Origin of the sequence: Falsiroseomonas ponticola (assembly GCF_016805305.1) — a bacterium.
In the GTDB taxonomy this organism is placed as follows: Bacteria; Pseudomonadota; Alphaproteobacteria; order Acetobacterales; family Acetobacteraceae; genus Falsiroseomonas; species Falsiroseomonas ponticola.
Genome location: NZ_JAERQN010000010.1, coordinates 186282 through 204021, shown reverse-complemented (window position 1 = coordinate 204021; position 17740 = coordinate 186282). Strand labels below are relative to the sequence as shown.

17 protein-coding genes are annotated in these 17740 nt (G+C 72.0%); 7 read left to right on the top strand and 10 right to left on the bottom strand.

The window, feature by feature from the left end:
- Positions 1-55: 55 nt before the first annotated feature.
- The 7 genes from JJI54_RS24835 (at position 56) to JJI54_RS24810 (ending at position 7194) form a co-directional block, all read left to right on the top strand.
- Positions 56-1660, top strand: a complete 1605-nt coding sequence (locus JJI54_RS24835) for an ABC transporter substrate-binding protein (protein ID WP_203076100.1) — start codon at positions 56-58, stop codon at positions 1658-1660.
- A 133-nt stretch (positions 1661-1793) separates the two neighbouring features.
- Positions 1794-2801, top strand: coding sequence for an ABC transporter permease (locus JJI54_RS24830; protein ID WP_203076099.1), 1008 nt, complete (start codon positions 1794-1796; stop codon positions 2799-2801).
- On the top strand, positions 2798-3646 hold the full coding sequence (locus tag JJI54_RS24825) for an ABC transporter permease (protein ID WP_203076098.1): 849 nt from the start codon (positions 2798-2800) through the stop codon (positions 3644-3646). The genes JJI54_RS24830 and JJI54_RS24825 overlap by 4 nt, the downstream gene beginning before the upstream one ends.
- Entirely contained in the window at positions 3643-4605 is a 963-nt protein-coding gene (locus tag JJI54_RS24820) for an ABC transporter ATP-binding protein (RefSeq protein ID WP_203076097.1), read from the top strand. The genes JJI54_RS24825 and JJI54_RS24820 overlap by 4 nt, the downstream gene beginning before the upstream one ends.
- Positions 4602-5624: an ABC transporter ATP-binding protein gene (locus JJI54_RS24815; RefSeq protein WP_203076096.1), complete on the top strand. Its 1023-nt coding sequence runs from the start codon at positions 4602-4604 to the stop codon at positions 5622-5624. The genes JJI54_RS24820 and JJI54_RS24815 overlap by 4 nt, the downstream gene beginning before the upstream one ends.
- Positions 5621-5803: a DUF4089 domain-containing protein gene (locus tag JJI54_RS32425; RefSeq protein ID WP_226382072.1), complete on the top strand. Its 183-nt coding sequence runs from the start codon at positions 5621-5623 to the stop codon at positions 5801-5803. The genes JJI54_RS24815 and JJI54_RS32425 overlap by 4 nt, the downstream gene beginning before the upstream one ends.
- Positions 5800-7194 carry an AtzE family amidohydrolase gene (locus JJI54_RS24810; RefSeq protein ID WP_318987576.1) on the top strand — a complete coding sequence of 465 codons (1395 nt, stop codon included), beginning with the start codon at positions 5800-5802 and terminating at the stop codon, positions 7192-7194. Before JJI54_RS32425 ends, JJI54_RS24810 begins: the two co-directional genes overlap by 4 nt.
- On the opposite strand, the gene JJI54_RS24805 is transcribed toward JJI54_RS24810, so the two are convergent.
- From JJI54_RS24805 to JJI54_RS24760, 10 genes are all read right to left on the bottom strand, one after another.
- Complete coding sequence (locus tag JJI54_RS24805; protein WP_203076094.1) at positions 7195-7953, bottom strand: iron ABC transporter ATP-binding protein; 759 nt, start codon at positions 7951-7953, stop codon at positions 7195-7197.
- On the bottom strand, positions 7950-8909 hold the full coding sequence (locus tag JJI54_RS24800; RefSeq protein ID WP_318987575.1) for an iron chelate uptake ABC transporter family permease subunit: 960 nt from the start codon (positions 8907-8909) through the stop codon (positions 7950-7952). Before JJI54_RS24800 ends, JJI54_RS24805 begins: the two co-directional genes overlap by 4 nt.
- On the bottom strand, positions 8906-9871 hold the full coding sequence (locus JJI54_RS24795) for an ABC transporter permease (protein ID WP_318987574.1): 966 nt from the start codon (positions 9869-9871) through the stop codon (positions 8906-8908). Before JJI54_RS24795 ends, JJI54_RS24800 begins: the two co-directional genes overlap by 4 nt.
- A 2-nt stretch (positions 9872-9873) precedes the next feature.
- Positions 9874-10785: a siderophore ABC transporter substrate-binding protein gene (locus JJI54_RS24790; RefSeq protein ID WP_203076093.1), complete on the bottom strand. Its 912-nt coding sequence runs from the start codon at positions 10783-10785 to the stop codon at positions 9874-9876.
- 85 nt (positions 10786-10870) lie between these two features.
- Positions 10871-11725 (bottom strand): NAD-dependent epimerase/dehydratase family protein, encoded by an 855-nt coding sequence (locus JJI54_RS24785; protein ID WP_203076092.1) that lies wholly within the window; start codon positions 11723-11725, stop codon positions 10871-10873.
- The gene (locus JJI54_RS24780) at positions 11718-12239 is read right to left on the bottom strand and encodes a dTDP-4-dehydrorhamnose 3,5-epimerase family protein (RefSeq protein ID WP_203076091.1); all 522 of its coding nucleotides are present in this window, start codon (positions 12237-12239) and stop codon (positions 11718-11720) included. The genes JJI54_RS24785 and JJI54_RS24780 overlap by 8 nt, the downstream gene beginning before the upstream one ends.
- Positions 12236-13468 carry a class I SAM-dependent methyltransferase gene (locus JJI54_RS24775; protein WP_203076090.1) on the bottom strand — a complete coding sequence of 411 codons (1233 nt, stop codon included), beginning with the start codon at positions 13466-13468 and terminating at the stop codon, positions 12236-12238. The genes JJI54_RS24780 and JJI54_RS24775 overlap by 4 nt, the downstream gene beginning before the upstream one ends.
- Positions 13465-14502: a CDP-glucose 4,6-dehydratase gene (rfbG, locus tag JJI54_RS24770; RefSeq protein ID WP_318987573.1), complete on the bottom strand. Its 1038-nt coding sequence runs from the start codon at positions 14500-14502 to the stop codon at positions 13465-13467. The genes JJI54_RS24775 and rfbG overlap by 4 nt, the downstream gene beginning before the upstream one ends.
- Positions 14499-15269: a glucose-1-phosphate cytidylyltransferase gene (rfbF, locus tag JJI54_RS24765; RefSeq protein WP_203076089.1), complete on the bottom strand. Its 771-nt coding sequence runs from the start codon at positions 15267-15269 to the stop codon at positions 14499-14501. Before rfbF ends, rfbG begins: the two co-directional genes overlap by 4 nt.
- The gene (locus JJI54_RS24760) at positions 15266-17641 is read right to left on the bottom strand and encodes a tetratricopeptide repeat protein (RefSeq protein ID WP_203076088.1); all 2376 of its coding nucleotides are present in this window, start codon (positions 17639-17641) and stop codon (positions 15266-15268) included. Before JJI54_RS24760 ends, rfbF begins: the two co-directional genes overlap by 4 nt.
- Between the last annotated feature and the right edge of the window lie 99 nt (positions 17642-17740).

The following is a 17740-nucleotide window of genomic DNA, read 5'->3' as shown; positions in this document are numbered from 1 at the left end:
GTGGCGTAACCCTTGCTCCGTTTCGATGGCAGACATGCCGGATCGGAGAGTTGCGATGGATCGCCGAGACTTCCTCAAGGCCCTGCCGGCCGCGGCCGCCGCGGTGGCCACGCCCGCGATCCGGGAGGCGAAGGCCCAGGCGCCGACGCGGAACGAGACCCTGCTGCTGGTGCAGGAATACGGGCCGAACAGCCTGGACATGCAGGGGCTCGGCTCCTCCCAGCCCGTGAACGGCGTGGCGCTGAACTGCTACGACCGCCTGGTCAGCTTCAAGCGCCAGCGGGTGGACGACATCACCACCAGCTTCGACATCAACGCGCTGGAGCCGGAGCTGGCCGAGAGCTGGCAGGAAGCCAGCGACGGCATGAGCGTGACCTTCAAGCTGCGCGCCGATGCCCGCTTCCACAGCGGACGATCCGTGACGGCACGCGACGTGAAGTGGTCGCTCGACCGCGCCGTCTCCATCGGCGGCTTCGCGACCACGCAGATGAACGCCGGCAGCCTGGAGAAGCCGGAGCAGTTCGTCGCGGTGGACGACAAGACCTTCCGCATCGACTTCCTGCGGCGGGACAAGCTGACCATGCCGAACCTGGCGGTCACCATCCCCTTCGTCTTCGACAGCGAACTCGCCATCCGCAACAGCGGCGGCGACCCCTGGGCGAAGGAATACCTGAAGAACAACATCGCCGGCGGCGGCGCCTTCAAGGTGGAGGCCTGGCGGCCGGGCACCGAGACCATCTATGTCCGGAACGATGACTGGAAGTCCGGCCCGCTGCCGAGGCTCCGCCGCGTCATCGCGCGCGACATCCCCTCCCCCTCCACCCGCCGCGCGCTGCTGGAGCGGGGCGACGCGGATATCAGCTACGGCCTGCCGCCCAAGGATTTCGCCGACCTCGCCGCGGGCAGCCGCATCCGCGTCTCCGCCGTGCCGGTGCCGAACGCCATCTGGTATGTCGCGCTGAACAGCGCGAACCCGCCCTTCAACAACGTGAAGCTGCGCCAGGCCGTGGCCTGGGCCCTGCCCTATGAGCAGATCATGCAGGCCTCCCTCTTCGGGCGCGGCGTGCCGATGTATGGCGGGCCTTCCACGCCCGCGCGCCTCACCTGGCCGGTGCCCTTCCCCTACAGCGCCAACATCGCCCGCGCCCGCGCGCTGATGGCCGAAGCCGGCATCGGGCCCTTCACCACCTCCCTGCTGTTCGATGCGGGATCGGGCACCATCGCGGAACCGATGGCCGTGCTGGTGAAGGAGGCGCTGGCGCCGCTCGGCATCACGGTGGAGCTGAACAAGATCCCCGGCGCGAACTTCCGTGGCGAGCTAAACAAGAAGACCGCGCCCATGGCGATCAACCGCTTCGGCGGCTGGCTGGACTGGCCGGACTACTTCTTCTTCTGGAACTATCACGGCAACAACTCGATCTTCAACATCCCGAGCTACCAGAACCCGGCGATGGACCGGCTGATCGATGCCGCGCGCTTCACGCAGGACCCCGCGGTCTATGCGCAGAATGTCCGCGGCTTCCTGGAGCTCGGCATGCACGACGTGCCCTTCATCCCCATCGCCCAGCCCTTCCACGATGTGGCGATGCAGCGGACCATCGGCGGCTACCAGTTCTGGCCGTGCCGGGAGCCCGACTTCCGCTACCTGACCAAGGGATGAGGGAAGTCATCACGCGCAACCTGCGGCCGGCGACGCCGGCCGAGGCCGCGAATGCGGCCCGCCGCCAGTGCGGCGAGCCAAGCGAAGCGCCGGCGCTTGAGGCGCGGATCGGCTTCGATCCGCGAGCATGGATATGAGAGGCATCCTGTGGCGGCTGGCGGGGTCGCTCCCGGCCCTTATCGCCGTCATCGTCGTCACCTTCGTGCTGACGCGCGTGCTGCCCGGCGATACCGCGACCTATTTCGCCGGGCCGACGGCGAGCGCGGAATCCATCGCGCAGATCCGCGCGGCGCTCGGGCTCGACCGCCCGCTGCCTGAGCAGTTCTGGAGCTACATCCAGGCGCTCGCCCGCGGCGATCTCGGCATGTCGCTGACCACGGGGCAGCCCGTGCTGGTGGACCTGGTCAACCGGCTGCCGGCCTCGGCGGAGCTGACCTTGGTCGGGCTGCTGATCGCCATGGGCATCGCCATCCCGCTCGGCGTGCTGGCGGCGGTGAAGCAGGGGTCACTGGCGGACCATCTCTGCCGCGTCATCGTCACGGCCGGCGTCTCGCTGCCCGTCTTCTTCACGGGGCTGCTGCTGGTCTATGTCTTCTACTACCTGCTCGGCTGGGCGCCGGCGCCGGTCGGGCGGCTGGATGCCTTCGCCTCCGCACCCGCCTTCGTCACGGGCTTCTACCTGATCGACGCCGCCATGGCGCGGGACTGGGAGACCTGGCAGAGCGCCGCCGCGCAGATCATCCTGCCGGCCTGCACGCTGGGCCTCTTCGCGTTGGCACCGATCGCGCGCATCACCCGCGCCTCGATGCTCGCGGTGCTGGGGGCGGAGTTCATCCGGACGGCCCGCGCTTCGGGTCTTTCGTCGCGCACCATCATCCTGACCTACGCGCTGCGCAACGCGCTGCTGCCGGTGGTGACGACGCTCGGCATGGTCTTCTCCTTCCTCCTCGGCGCCAATGTGCTGGTCGAGAAGGTCTTCGCCTGGCCCGGCATCGGCAGCTACGCGGTGGAGGCGCTGATCGCGAGCGACGGCGCGCCGGTGCAGGGCTTCGTCCTGACCATGGCGATCCTCTACGTCGTGCTGAACCTGACCATCGACCTGGTGAACCGGGCGCTGGACCCGCGGGCGCGGCATTCATGAGCAGCTCGACCCTTCGCCACGCGAAGCATGTCGTCAGCGAGAATCCCGTCACGGGCCTGGCGCTGCTGCTCTTCGCCTTCTTCGTCGGCGCCGCCATCCTCGGCCCGTCGCTCGCCCCCTATGACCCGCTGGCGAGCAACACCATGCGCGCGCTGCAGCCCCCCTCCGCGCTGCACTGGTTCGGCACGGACCAGATCGGGCGGGACATCTTCTCCCGCGTGCTGGTGGCGGCGCGGCTCGACCTCGGCATCGCCGCCGCTTCCGTCGCACTCGTCTTCGCCATGGGTGGCTTCGCGGGCCTCGCCTCCGGCTTCTTCGGGGGATGGGTGGACATGCTGGTGGGGCGCATCGCCGACACCATCATGGCCTTTCCGCTCTTCGTGCTCGCCATGGCCATCGTCGCGGCGCTGGGCAACACCGTGCCGAACATCGTCCTGGCCACCGCCATCATCAATTTTCCCCTCTATGTCCGCGTCGCGCGGGCGGAGACGGTGCAGCGGCGGGAAGCGGGCTTCGTGGACGCCGCGCGCATCGCAGGACACCGGGACATGGGCGTGCTGCTGCGCCAGGTCGGGCCGAACATCATGCCGATCATGGTGGTGCAGATGTCGCTCACCATGGGCTACGCCATCCTCAACGCCGCGGGCCTCTCCTTCATCGGCCTCGGCGTGCGGGCGCCGACGCCGGAATGGGGGATCATGGTGGCGGAAGGCGCGGCCTTCATCGTCTCCGGCGAATGGTGGGTCGCACTCTTCCCAGGGGCCACGCTGATGACCGCGGTGTTCTGCTTCAACCTGCTGGGCGATGGCGTGCGGGACATCGTGGACCCCAGGAGGAGGACATGAGCGCCGTCCTCGACGTCTCCGACTTCTCCGTCGAATTCCGCACGCGCTCGGGCATCGTCCGCGCGCTGGACCGCGTCGCCTTCAGCGTGGGGCGCGGGGAGACGATGGCCCTGGTCGGCGAATCCGGCTCCGGCAAATCCGTCACCGCCTATGCGCTCCTCGGCCTGCTGGACGCGGCGGGGCGGATCACCAGGGGCCGCGCGGTGTTGGAGGGTGTGGACCTCACCGCCGCCTCGCCGTCCGACCTCGCGAAGATCAGGGGCCGCCGCGCGGCGATGATCTTCCAGAACCCGCGCGCCGCGCTGAACCCGATCCGCCCCATCGGCCAGCAGATCGCCGATGTGCTGCGCCGCCATGCCGGCCTGTCGAAGCGCGACGCGATGGCCGGCGCCATCGACATGCTGCGCCAGGTCGGCATCCCCGACCCCGCCCGCCGCGCCTCCGCCTATCCCTTCGAACTCTCGGGCGGCATGTGCCAGCGCGTGATGATCGCCGTCGCCGTCGCGACGCGCCCCGCTTTGCTGATCGCGGACGAACCCACCACGGGCCTCGACGTCACGACCCAGGCCGTGGTGATGGATATCGTCGCCAGGCTGGCCGCCGAGACGGGGATGGCCACCATCCTCATCACGCATGACCTGGCGCTGGCCGCGGAGCGCAGCGCGCGCATCGCGGTGATGCATGCCGGCCATATCGTGGAGGATGCGCCCACCGCCACGCTGCTGGCCAACCCGCGCCACCCCTATACGCGCCGCCTGCTGGCCGCGACGCCGACCGCGGCGGGCAGCCTTTCCGCGCTGCGCTCCATCCCCGGCAACCTGCCCGACCTCCGGCGGGACGACCTGCCGCCCTGCCGCTTCGCCGCCCGCTGCGACCGCCGCCTGCCGGCCTGCGACGCCGCGCTGGTCTGGCGGGATGTCGCGCCCGCGCACCGCATCGCCTGCGGGAACCCCGCATGATCGGCAACGACCCCACGCCGCCGGGCCCGGAGGGCACGACGCTGCTCGACGTGGCGGAACTCACCAAGCGCTTCCCGCTGCGCCGGAAGGGCTGGCTCGGCGGCGGCCGGCCCTCGCTCGTCCATGCGGTGGACGACGTCTCCTTCACCCTCGCGCGCGGGGAAACGCTGGGCCTGGTCGGCGAATCCGGCTGCGGGAAATCGACGCTCGTCCGCCTGCTGACGCGCCTGACGGACCCGACCAGCGGCTCCATCCGCTTCGGGGCGCGAGAGCTGGCGGACCTGCCCGCCAGGCGCTTCGCGCGGGATGCGGACCGCGCGCGCATCCAGATCGTCTTCCAGGATGCGGGGGAGAGCATCAACCCCCGCTTCACCGCCGCCGACGCCATTGCCGATGCGTTGCGCACGCTGAAGGGCATCACCGGCGCCGAGCTCAAGGCGAAGGTCGAGGAAGCGGCGACGCTCTGCGGCCTGCCGGTCGAATTGCTGGACCGCTTCCCGCACCAGCTTTCCGGCGGCCAGCGCGCCCGCGTCGGCATCGCCCGCGCCATCGCCACGCGCCCCGACCTGCTGGTGCTGGACGAGCCGACGGCCGCGCTCGACGTCTCCGTCCAGGTCACCATCCTGCAGCTGCTGGTCACGTTGCGGGAGACGCTGGGCATGTCCTACGTCTTCGTCAGCCACGACCTGAACGTGGTGCGCCTGCTCTGCGACCGCGTCATCGTCATGTATCTCGGCCGCATCGTGGAAACCGGCCCGGCCGCGCAGGTCTTCGAGGCTCCGCTGCATCCCTACACGCGCGGGCTGGTCGCGGCCGTGCCGCGGCTCGATGGCGTGCGGGATGGCGCGCTGCGCCTGGCGGGCGATCCGCGCAGCCCGATCGACCCCGACCCCCATGCGTGCCGCTTCCATGGGCGCTGCCCGGTGGGGCATGATCGCTGCGGCACCGAAATGCCCGCGCTGCGCCGCTTCGCCGGCGGCCGCGAAGCCGCCTGCCACCTTGCGGAGGATGCGCCATGACGGAAGACCAGGCCGAGGCCCTGCTGAACGCCGCCGCGGCGGCACTGGCCCTGCCCGTGGACCCCGCGCATCGCCCCGGCGTCATCGCCAATCTCCGCCTCGCCGCGCGCATGGCCGCGCTGGTGGAGGGCAAGGCGCTGACGGTGCACCAGGAGCCCGCGCCGGTGTATCGCCCGTGAAGGCCGCCGCCATCGCGCAGGCCGTGCGCCGCGGCCAGCGCCGCGCCATCGACGTCACCGAAGCCGCCCTGGCCGACATCGCCGCGCGCGACGGCCGCTACAATTCCTTCACCGAGGTCACCGCCGCCCGCGCGCGGGCGGAGGCGCTGGCCGTGGACCAGGCCGTCGCGCAGGGCCGCGACCCCGGCCCGCTGGCCGGCGTGCCCTATGCCGTCAAGAACCTCTTCGACCTCGAGGGCATCGCGACGCTGGCCGGTTCGAAGATCGAACGGACCGCGAAGCCCGCCGCGCGCGATGGCTTCCTGGTGCGCCGGATGGCCGCCGCCGGCGCGGTCTGCACCGGCGCGCTGAACATGGATGAATACGCCTATGGCTTCACGACGGAGAACGCGCATGACGGGCCCTGCCGCAACCCGCATGACCTGACGCGCATCGCCGGCGGCTCCTCCGGCGGTTCCGCGGCCGCCGTCGCGGCGGGGCTGGTGCCGGTCACGCTCGGCAGCGACACCAACGGATCGATCCGCGTCCCCTCCTCCCTCTGCGGCATCTTCGGGCTGAAGCCGACCTATGGCCGCCTGTCCCGCGCGGGCAGCTACCCTTTCGTCGCCTCGCTCGACCATCTCGGCCCCTTCGCCGGCGATGTCACGGACCTCGCCCTGGCCTATGACGTGCTGCAGGGCTTCGATCCGGATGATCCCGCCCAGACCCGCCAGCCGCTGGAACCCGTCACGCCGCGCCTTTCCGCGGGGATCGAGGGCCTGCGCTTCGCCGTCGCCGATGGCCATTTCGCCCGCAACGGCCACCCGGAAGCCTTCGCGGCGGTGGAGGCGATCGCCCGCGTGCTGGGCGCCACGCGGCGGATGGTGGTGCCGGATGCCGCGCGCGGCCGCGCGGCCGCCTTCCTCATCACCATGGCGGAGGGCGGCAACCTCCACATGCCGGACCTTCGGACGCGGGCGCAGGATTTCGATCCCGGCACGCGCGACCGCTTCCTGGCCGGCGCCATGCTGCCCGCGCATTGGGTGACGCAGGCGCAGCGGCTGCGCGCGGATTACCGCGCCTCCGTCCTGAAGCTCTTCGCGGAGACGGACATCCTGATCGCCCCCGCGACACCCTTCTCCGCGACGCCGATCGGCCAGGCGAATATCGAGCTGGATGGCGAACTCGTGCCGATCCGCCCCAATCTCGGCGTCTTCACCCAGCCCATCTCCTGCATCGGCCTGCCCGTGCTGGCGGTGCCGCTGGCCGATCCCAGCGCGGCGGGAACGCCGGGCGGATTGCCCATCGGCGTGCAGCTCATCGCCGCGCCGTGGCGGGAGGATGTGCTGTTCCGCGTCGCCGCCGCGCTGGAACGCGCGGGCGTGGTCGCCGCCCCGCCTGTCCGGGGATAGCTACGCGAAATAGGCGGCGATCAGCCTGCCGCCGATCTCATGCACCGTCGCCTCGACGTCATAGATCGCGGCGATCGCCTCCGGCGTCATGATCACGGCCGGGCTGCCCTGCATCAGCACCCGGCCGTCGCGCATCGCCACGATGTGGTCCGCATGGCAGGAGGCGAAGTTGAGGTCGTGCAGCACCAGCACCACCGTCTTGCCCAGCTCCTCCGCCGCGCGACGCACGAGCCGCATCATCGCCACGGCATGCTGCATGTCGAGGCTGTTCAGCGGCTCGTCCAGCAGGACGTAGTCCGTGTCCTGCGCCAGCACCATGGCGACGAAGGCGCGCTGCCGCTGGCCGCCCGAGAGCTCATCCAGGAATCGCTCCGCCAGCTCCTCCAGCGCGAGGTAGCGCAGCGCGCGCTCCACATGCGCCGCATCCTCCCGCGTCGGGCGTCCGCCGGAATGCGGGTAGCGCCCGAAGGCGACCAGGTCCCTGACCGTCAGCCGCGCCGGCAGATGGTTGTCCTGCCGAAGGATGGACAGGCGCTTCGCCAGCACGGCGCCGGGCGTGCGCGTGACGTCCAGCCCATCCACCCGCACCTGCCCCGCCGAGATCGGCAGCAGCCGCGCGATCATGGACAGCAGGCTCGACTTGCCCGCGCCATTCGGCCCGATGATGGCGGTGACGCCGCCCTTCGGCAGGCGCAGCGTGACACCATCCACCACGACGGTTTCGCCGTAGCGCTTGCTGACGCCGATGGCCTCGATCATCGCACCTTCCCCCGGACCAGCAGGGCGATGAACAGGATGCCGCCCAGGAAATCGATGATGACGCGCAGGCTGGTGTCGAAGCCGAAGCCGTGTTCCAGCACGGCCTGCCCGCCCGCCAGGCAGATGACGGCCAGCAGGAAGGCCGCCGGCAGCAGATGCGCATGGCGGAAGGACGGCATGACGGCATGCGCCAGGTTCGCGACCAGCAGGCCGAGGAAGGTCACCGGCCCGACCAGCGCGGTGGAGACGGAGACGAGCATCGCCACCATCACCAGGATGCGCGTGACTTCCCGCCGGTGATCCAGGCCGAGGGTGATGGACACCTCCCGCCCCAGCGCCAGCACATCCCATCGCCGCAGCGCCCGCCAGCCCAGCAGGCTGGCCGCCAGCGCCATCAGCGCGGCGATGGCCAGCAGCCCGTGATGCGGGCTGTTGAAGCTGGCGAAGAAGCGGTCCTGCAGGAAGGCGAATTCATTGGGATCGATGACGCGCTGGAGGAAGCCGGCGAGGCTGCGGAACAGCACGCCCAGCACCACGCCACCCAGCACCAGCAGGTGCAGGCTGCGCCGCGCGCCCCCGAACAGCGCGGCGTAAAGCAGGAAGGAGAAGGCGATCATCGCCGCGACCTCCCCGGCGAAGAGCAGCCGGCGATCCAGGCCCGCGAAGGCGCTGGCGCCGAGGGCGAAGACCAGCACGGTCTGCACCAGCACATAGAGCTGGTCGAAGCCCATCACCGCGGGGGTCAGGATGCGGTTGCCCGTCGCGGTCTGGAACAGCACGGTGGAAACGGCGACGGCATGCGCCACCAGCAGCATCGTCGCCAGCTTGGCGGCGCGGAAGGGCAGCGCGAAGCCCCAGGCGCCATTCACGCCCCAGGTCATGAACAGCGCCGCGCTGGCCAGCGCGAGCACGCCCAGCATCGCCAGCACCAGCCGCGGATCGCGCGCCGCCGTCACGCCAGCCGCGCCTGGCGGCGGAACAGCAGCGCCAGGAACAGCGCCGCCCCCACCACGCCCACGATGGTGCCGACGGGGATCTCGTAGGGGAAGCGGATCACCCGTCCCAGCATGTCGCAGGCCAGCAGCAGCATGCCACCCAGCACCGCGATCCAGGGAATGGCGCGCCGCGCATGGTCGCCCATCGCCATCGCCACCAGGTTCGGGATGACCAGGCCGAAGAAGGGCACCATGCCCACCGTCACCACCACCGTCGCCGTCACCATGGCGACGATGAACAGCCCCATCGCCAGCACGCGGCGATGATCGAGCCCGAGGCTGGTCGCCACATCCTCCCCCATCCCCGCCACGGTGAAGCGGTCCGCCGCGAACCAGGCCAGCACCGTCAGCGCGAAGGCGACCCAGAGCAGCTCGTAGCGCCCTTCCAGCACGCCGGAGAAGTCGCCGGCCGTCCAGGCATTCACGGATTGCAGCAGGTCCATCCGATAGGCGAGGAAGGTGGTCACGGCCTCGATCACGCCGCCCAGCATCAGGCCCAGCAGCGGCACCATCAGCACGGATCGCAGCGGCACCTGCCGCAGGATGGCCAGGAACAGCGCCGTGCCCGCCAGCGCGAAGCCCGCGGCCACCAGCATCTTCATGAAAATCGGTGCCTCCGGCGCCAGCACCATCACCGCCAGCAGGCCGAGGCTGGCGGATTCTGCCGTGCCGGCGGTGGAGGGCTCCACGAAGCGGTTGCGCGCCAGCAGCTGCATCAGCAGCCCCGCCACGCCGATCGCCATGCCCGCCAGCAGCACCGCGATGGTGCGCGGCAGGCGGCTGACCAGCAGCAGCTGCATCGCGGGGCCCTCCGGCCCCTCCGCCAGCAGCCGAGCCGGCGTCACCGCGCCGACGCTGACGAACAGGCTCGCCCCCGCCAGCATCACCAGCAGCAGGACGGCGAAGATCAGCCGCGCCCCCACGCTCAGGCGCCGAGCGCGGCCGCGACCTCCCGCACCATCAGGGTCGTGCCCTGCAGCCCGCCCGGCGCGACATACCAGGTGACTGGGTCGAGGTAGTACACCCGCCCCTGCCGCCAGGCCGCGGTCTGCCGCACCAGCGGATTGTCCAGCAGCCGCCGCGCGGCGCCGGCGCGGCCGATGGCGGCATCGCGATCCACGACGAAAAGCCGGTCCGGATTGGCGGCCAGGATGAACTCCGAGCCCACCGCCTGGCCGTGGGAGGAGACGGCCAGGTCCGGCACCGCCGCGGCCACGCCGAGTTCGTCATGCACCAGGCCGAAGCGGGAGCCGGGGCCATAGGCGCTCATCCGCGTGCCCGTCGTCAGCACCACCAGCGCCTTGCCCTGCCCCGCCGCGCGGGCCCGCGCGGCGGCCACCGCATCCCGCAGCGCCGCGACGGCCGCGCGCGCCGCGGCTTCCTTCCCCGCGATGCCCGCCAGCATCAGCGCATTCTGCTCCACCCGGTCGATGGTGCCGCCGGTGCCGCCATGCAGCACGATGGTGGGCGCGATGCGCGACAGATCCCCGTATTTCGCCGCCGACCGCCCGCCGATGACGATGAGGTCCGGCCGCGCGGCATTCACCGCCTCGTAGTTCGGCTCGAACAGCGTGCCGAGCCGGGCATAGCGCGCCTCCGCATAGCGGGAGAGGAAGGGCGGGAAGGTGGTGCCGGCCACCCCCAGGATGCGCTCCACGCCGAGGGCATCCAGGATGTCCAGCGCCGCGATGTCGAACACCGCGATGCGCTGCGGGTCGGCCGGCACCGCCGTCTCCCCCTGCGCGTGGCGGACCAGCCGGGCATTGCCCTGCGCGACGGCGGGCGCCGCCAGCAGAAGGGCGGCGGCGGAGAGCAGGTGCCGGCGGGTGGGCGCCATGGGGAGGGCTCCTTGCGGAAGGCGGCGTCGGGATGATTTTGCGACTTATTCGCAATCTCAACGCGCCGCAAGGCCGATCCCGCCCTCAGTCCCCGCGCCAGGCGCAGGCCAGGGCCGCATCCGTCCCGGCGGCCTCGGTGAAGCCCACCTCCCGCCGCAGCCGCGTGGTGTCCGCCACCATCACCGGCACCTCCCCCGGCCGGTCCGGCAGGGCGCCGAAGCGGGGCAGGTCCGGCCGGCCGGCCAGGCGCGCCAGCGTCTCCACCAGGTCGCGGATGGACCGTCCCTCCCCCGCGCCGATGTTCACCGGGCCGGTGACGGCGCTGGCCGCCAGCGCCGCGATCCCCCGCGCCGCGAAGCCGGTGCTGGCGAAGTCGCGGATCGGACGGCCGGAGGCGCAGCGGGCCTCCCGCCCCTCCCGCAGCGCCGCGATCACGGCGGGCACCAGCCGGTCCGGATGCTCGCCAGGGCCGAACAGGTGGAACAGCCGCGCCCAGGCGGTGGAGAGGCCCTCCAGCGCCGCCAGCCGGGCCGCCAGCGCCGCCTTGGCGATGCCGTAGGGCGTGGCCGGCGCGATGGCGCGGCTTTCGGGCCACCGCGCCGCCTCGGGCTCCGTCGCGTATTCCGCGCAGCTGCCGATCCCGATGAAGCGCCGCCCGCCGCCCTCGGCGAAGCGCCGCGCCAGCGCGGTGGAGGCCTCCAGCCAATCCGCGTTCTCCGGCGCCGTCCAGAAGCGGCCATGCACGACATACCAGGCGGCGTGGACGATCACCGCCGGCTTCACCTCCCGCAGCAGCGCGGCCTGGTCGGACTCGTCGAGGAGATTGGCGCGAAGCCGCCCCGCGACCGCATGCACCGCGAAGCCCCGCGCGGCGAGCGGCGCGGCCAGCGCGCGGCCGACGAAGCCGCCGGCGCCGGTCAGCAGCAGCCGCTCAGCCATGCGGCGGCCAGGCCCGGTCGCGGTCGCCGATCACCGCCGGGGTGGCGGGCCAGGGGATGGCGAAGGCGGGGTCGTCCCAGCGCGCGCCACGCGCAAGGGCCGGCGTGTAGGGCGCGTCGATCAGGTATTCGACCACCGCATCATCGGTCAGCGTCAGGAAGCCATGTGCGCAGCCGCGCGGGATGAACAGCGCATGGCCCTCCTCCGCGGAGAGCACCACCGCCGCATGCCGCAGCCCGCCCCCGGCACGCAGGTCCAGCGCCACGTCGAAGACCGCGCCGCGCACGCAGCGCACCAGCTTCTGTTCCGCCGCCGGCGCGTCCTGCCAATGCATGCCGCGCAGCGTGTGGCGGTGCGGGTTCTCCGACAGGCTCGCCTGGGTCGGCGTGAAGTGGAGCCCCGCTTCCGCGAAGCGCGCCGCGCACCAGCTGCGCAGGAAGGCGCCGCGCGCGTCGCGGGCGCGCTCCGCCAGCACCTCCACCACGCCGGGGATGGCGGTGGCGCGGAACCTCACGGCAGTTCGGTGATGCGCGGCACGGCGGTGACGAGGCGGCCGGTGAAGCCCCCCCGGCGCAGCCCCGCCGCGATCTCCGGCGCGATGTTCCAGGGCAGGACGAGGATGTCGTCGAGCCGCATCGCCAGCAGCGCCTCCGGCGTCACCACCGGGATGTGGCTGCCCGGCAGCAGCCTGCCCTGCTTGGCGGTGCTGCGATCCGCGACGGCCAGGATGGCGGGCGCCTTCACCCCCGCCGCGTTCAGCAGCGTGTTGCCCTTGGCCGCCGCGCCATAGGCGCCGATGCGCCGCCCCTCGCCCGCCGCCAGCCAGGCGCGCAGCCCGTCCAGCACCGCGCGCACGCGGATGTCGAAGCCCTGGTAGAAGGCATCGCCGTCGAGGCCCCTCGCCCGCTCCTCCGCCCGCAGCGCCAGCACGGCCTCGGCCGCCGCGGCCGGCGCCTGGCGCGCCATGACGCGCAGCGAACCGCCATGCGTCGGCAGGCGCTGTACATCCACCACCGCCAGCCCGTGCCGCGCCAGCAGCGCCTCCATGCTCAGCAGCGACCAGTAGGCATAGTGCTCGTGGTAGATGGTGTCGAACTGCACGCCATCGACCAGCGTGACCAGGTGCGGGCATTCGATGGAGACCATGCCGCGCGGCCCCGCCAGGATCGCCATGCCCGCGACGAAGTCGTTCACATCCGGCACATGCGCCAGCACGTTGTTGGCGACGATCAGGTCGGCATGGCCACGCCGCGCCACCAGGCCGCGCGCGCTCTCCGCGCCGAAGAAGAAGATTTCCGTCGGCACCCCCGCCGCATTGGCGATGGCGGCGACATTGGCGGCGGGCTCCACGCCCAGGCAGGGGATGCCGGCGGCGACGAAGTTGCGCAGCAGGTAGCCATCATTGCTCGCCACCTCCACCACGAAGCTGCCCGGCCCCAGCGACAGCCTTTCCGTCATCGCCGCGCAGAAGCGCGCGGCGTGGTCGAGCCAGGAGGAGGAGGCGGAGGAGAAATAGGCATAGTCGGAGAAGATGCCGACGGCATCGACGATGGTGTCGAGCTGCACGAGGCGGCAGCCCTCGCACACCATGGCGCGCAGCGGGAAGACCGGCTCCGGCGCCGCGGCCCGTTCCGGCGGCAGGTAGGAATTGGCCACCGCCATGGTGCCGAGGTCGCAGAACACCGCGCCGAGCCGCGCGCCGCAGGCGCGGCAGGCGGTGATGCGCGTGGCGTCGGCGCTCATGCCATCACCGCGCGGATGGCGGCATCGGACGCGGCCACCATGTCCTCGCCCCGCTGCCAGGCGGCGTACCAGCCAGCCGTCTCCGCGATGGCGCGCGGCGTATCCAGCCGCGGCGCCCAGCCCAGCGCGCGTTCCGCCAGCGATGAATCCAGCGCGAGGCGCTTCGATTCCGCCATCACGGGGCCTTCCACCGCCTGCCACTCCACGCGCATGCCCGTCGCCGTTTCCCAGTGTTGCAGCAGGCCGCGGACGGAAAGCGCCCCGTCCCGCGGGCCGAGATTGACCGCTTCCGGCGCGCCGCCCGTGGCCAGGCGCTCCGCCAGCATCAGGTAGCCGCGCAGCACGTCCAGCACATGCTGGAAGGGCCGCGTCGCATCGGGCCGGCGCAGCCGCAGCGCCTGGCCGGCGATGATGGCGCGCACCAGGTCCGGCACCAGCCGTTCCGTGCCGAAATCCCCGCCGCCGATCACGTTGCCCGCCCGCGCCGTCGCGATGGGCGGCAATTCCCCCGCGAAGCTGCCGCGCCAGGACGCGACCGCCAGCTCCGCCGCGGCCTTGGAGGCGCTGTAGGGATCGAGCCCGCCGAGCCGGTCCTCCTCCGCGAAGGCGCGGCCGGCGCCGTCATTCGCATAGACCTTGTCGGAGGTGACGATGACCGCGGCGCGCAGCCCCGCCAGCCCGCGCATCGCCTCCAGCACCGCGACCGTGCCGCCGAGGTTGGTGGCGAAGGTCCCGGCGGGATCCCGGTAGCCATCGCCGACGAAGGCCTGCGCCGCCAGGTGCAGCACGATATCGGGCCGCGCATCCCGCAGCGCGCGCGCCACCGCCGCGCCATCGCGGATGTCGATCCGGTGATCGCCCCGCAGCACGGATGCCACCCGCATCGCCGCGAAGGCGGAAGGCCCGGGCCGCGGATCCAGCGCGATGCCCGTGACGCTGGCGCCCCGCCCATGCAGCGCGCGGCACAGCCAGGACCCCTTGAAGCCCGTATGGCCGGTGACGACCACGCGCCGTCCTCGCCAGAAATCGCTCACCAGAGTCTCCAGGGCGCCTGGCCGGATGCCCAGAGCCGTTCCAGCAGGTCCCGGTCGCGCAGCGTGTCCATGGGCTGCCAGAAGCCCGGATGGTCGAAGGCGCGCAATTCACCGTCCCGCGCCAGGCCGCGCAGCGGTTCCTGTTCCCACAGCGTGGCATCGCCCTCGATCCGGTCCAGCACGCGGGGCGACAGCACGAAGAAGCCGCCATTGATGCGGCCGCCATCGCCGGGCGGCTTTTCCGTGAAGGCGGTGACGCGATCCCCCTGCCGTTCCAGCGCGCCGAAGCGGCCGGGCGGCACCACCGCCGTCACCGTCGCGTCCCGGCCATGGGCGCGGTGGAAGGCGACCAGCGCGGTGACATCGATGTCGCCCACGCCATCGCCATAGGTCATGCAGAAGGCGTCCTCGTCCCGCAGCAGATGCGCGACACGCCTGAGCCGGCCGCCCGTCTGCGTCTCCTCCCCCGTATCCACCAGCGTCACGCGCCAGGGCAACTCCGCGGGGCGCAGCACGTCGATCGCGCCGGTCGAGAGGTCGATCGAGAGGTCGCTGGCATGCAGCCGGTAGTTCAGGAAGAACTCCTTCACCTGCCACCCCTTGTAGCCAAGGCAGATGACGAAGTCGGTCACGCCATGCGCGGCGTAGATCTGCATGATGTGCCACAGGATCGGCCGCCCGCCGATCTCCACCATCGGCTTCGGCCGCGTCGTCGTTTCCTCCGCCAGGCGCGTGCCGCGGCCGCCCGCCAGGATCACCGCCTTCATCGCGACGCGACCTCCCGCGCCTTCGCGTAGAACAGGTCCGCGAAGCGCTGCGCCTGGCCCAGCGGGTTGCGCCGGATCATCGGGCGGAGCCCATGACGCAGCGCCCGCCGCCGCGCCCGGTCCCGCGCCAGGTCGGCCGCCTTCGCCACATAATCCTCCACGCTGAAGGCCGCGAGGTCGCCGACGCCCGCATTGCTGAGGTTGGAATAGGCCAGCCGTTCCGGGAAGCCGGCGCCGACCAGGCTGATGGTCGGCACGCCCATCCACAGCGCCTCGCAGGTCGTGGTGCCGCCGACATGCGGCAGGCTGTCGAGCGCGATGTCCATGGTGTTGTAGTAGGGCAGGTGCTTGCCGCGCACGCCGACGAAATCCAGCCGCGTGGGATCCACATCCCGCCGCGCGAAGGCCAGCCGCGCATTGTCCATGAAGGCCATGCCCGATGCCTCCGGCCGCACGAAGAGGAAGCGGGAGCGCGGCACCGCGCGCAGCACCGCCGCCCAGGCATCCAGGCAGGCGGTGGTGAATTTGTACGGATTGTTGGCGGTGCCGAAGGTGATGCAGTTGTTGCGTTCCTCCGGCAGCCCGTCATGGATCGGCTGGTCGTTGAAGCCGAGCCTGCCGAGCACCACCCAGCTTTCCGGCATCTCGAAGGGCTGCTCGATCAGCAGCCGCGGGTCTTCCGGCTTGATGTAGGGATCGACCAGCACGTAGTCGATCTGCTCCAGCCCCGCGGAATGGGGATAGGCCAGCCAGCTGGCGCCGATGCGGGCGGGCCGGTGCGCCATCACCTCCAGCTTGTTCATCGCCGTGCTGCCGCCGAGCTCGAACAGGATGTCGAGCCCGTCCCGCGCGATCCCCTCCGCCACCTGCGCATCGGGCTTGCGCGGCCACCAGCGGAAGCCGGCGACGCGGCGCTCCATGATCTCCTGCACCCGGTCGCGCTCGCCCTCGTAGAAGGAATAGCAGAAGACCTCGACCTTGTCGGGATCATGCAGCTCGATGAGCGGCAGCGCGAAGTAGCTGACCGGATGGTTGCGCAGGTCGCTCGACATGAAGCCGATGCGCAGCTTCCGCCCGGTGGCCAGCGCGGGCGTGGCGGGCAGCGCGACGGGCGCGATCTTCGCGGAGGCGCGCCGCCCCCAGGCGCGGTGCCATTCGACGATATCGATCCGGTCCTGCAGCGTCTCCACCTGGCCGAGTTCGTAATGCACCGCGGAATGCCGGCCTTCCGCCAGCCAATGCGGCAGCAGGGCGCGCAGCGGGCCGGTGGCGGCCATCCGGTCCTCATCCATCACCCGCTGGAACACCGTGCGCAGCCCGCGCGCCAGGCGCGCCATGCCGTCGGGGTGGCGTTCCAGCAGCCCGCGGGCGATGCGGTAGGCTTCCTCCAGATGCGCGACCTCGTCGTCGTAGCGGCTGCGGCTGAGGCTTTCCATCAGCGCCTCCGCCGCCTCCCAGCTGCCGGGATTCGCCTCCACCGCGCGCCGCAGCGCCTCATTCGCCGCGCGGCGGTTGCCATCGCCGTGCAACCGGGCGAGTGCCAGGTTGGCGGCCAGGTCGCCGGGGTTGGCGGCGATGCTGCGCTCCAGCGCCGCCTTCGCCTCCTCCATGCGGCCCAGCTGCATCTGCAGCCGCGCGGCCAGCACCTCCGTCCCCTGGTCCCCGGGGCGGGCGGCGCGCGCGCGCTCGATCACCGCCAGCGCGCGATCCCCCTCCCCCGCCTCCATCAGCAGCGTCACCAGCGCCGCCGCCGCGTCGCGGTCCCGCGGGTCCAGCGCGCAGGCCTTCTCCAGGCTCGCCCGCGCGCCGTCGCGGTCGCCGAGCAGCCGAAGGTTGCGGCCGTGCAGGCGCCAGAGTTCCGCGTTGCGCGGCTCGATCCGGAGCCCGCCCGCGAAGGCCGCGGCGGCGCCGGCATGGTCGCCCTTCAGCTCCAGCGTATTGCCGATGTTCTGCCAGGGGGAGAGGTTGCGCGGCTCCAGCCTGCGCGCCGCCTCCAGCGCCGCCAGCGCCTCATCCAGCCGCCCCGCGCGCTTCAGCAGCACGCCGAGCAGGTTGGCCAGCGCGAAATCCCGCGGCTTGCGCGCCTGCACCGGCGCCACCACCGCCACCGCCTCCGCATGCCGGCCGAGCGCGCTCAGCGCCAGCGCCTGGGGCGTGCAGAGCGCCTGGGCGGAGGCACCGGCCTCGATGGCGCGGGCATAGGCCTCCACCGCCTCCGCATGCCGGTTCCACTGGGACAGCAGCGCCGCCAGCTGCTGCCAGGCCATGGCATTGCCGGGCTGGTCGCGCAGCCGGGCCCTCAGCGCGGCCTCCGCCGCCTGCGGGTCCGGCGTGGCGGGCGAGGGCTTCGGCCGGGGAACGGGGCGCTGCATGGGCGGGCGGGCGATGACCGGACGATGGGGGGGCTCCGACCGCCGGTGCCCCTGCCGCCGGCTGCCTATCACGTTTCCTTGTCGGCACCCAGCCGGGCG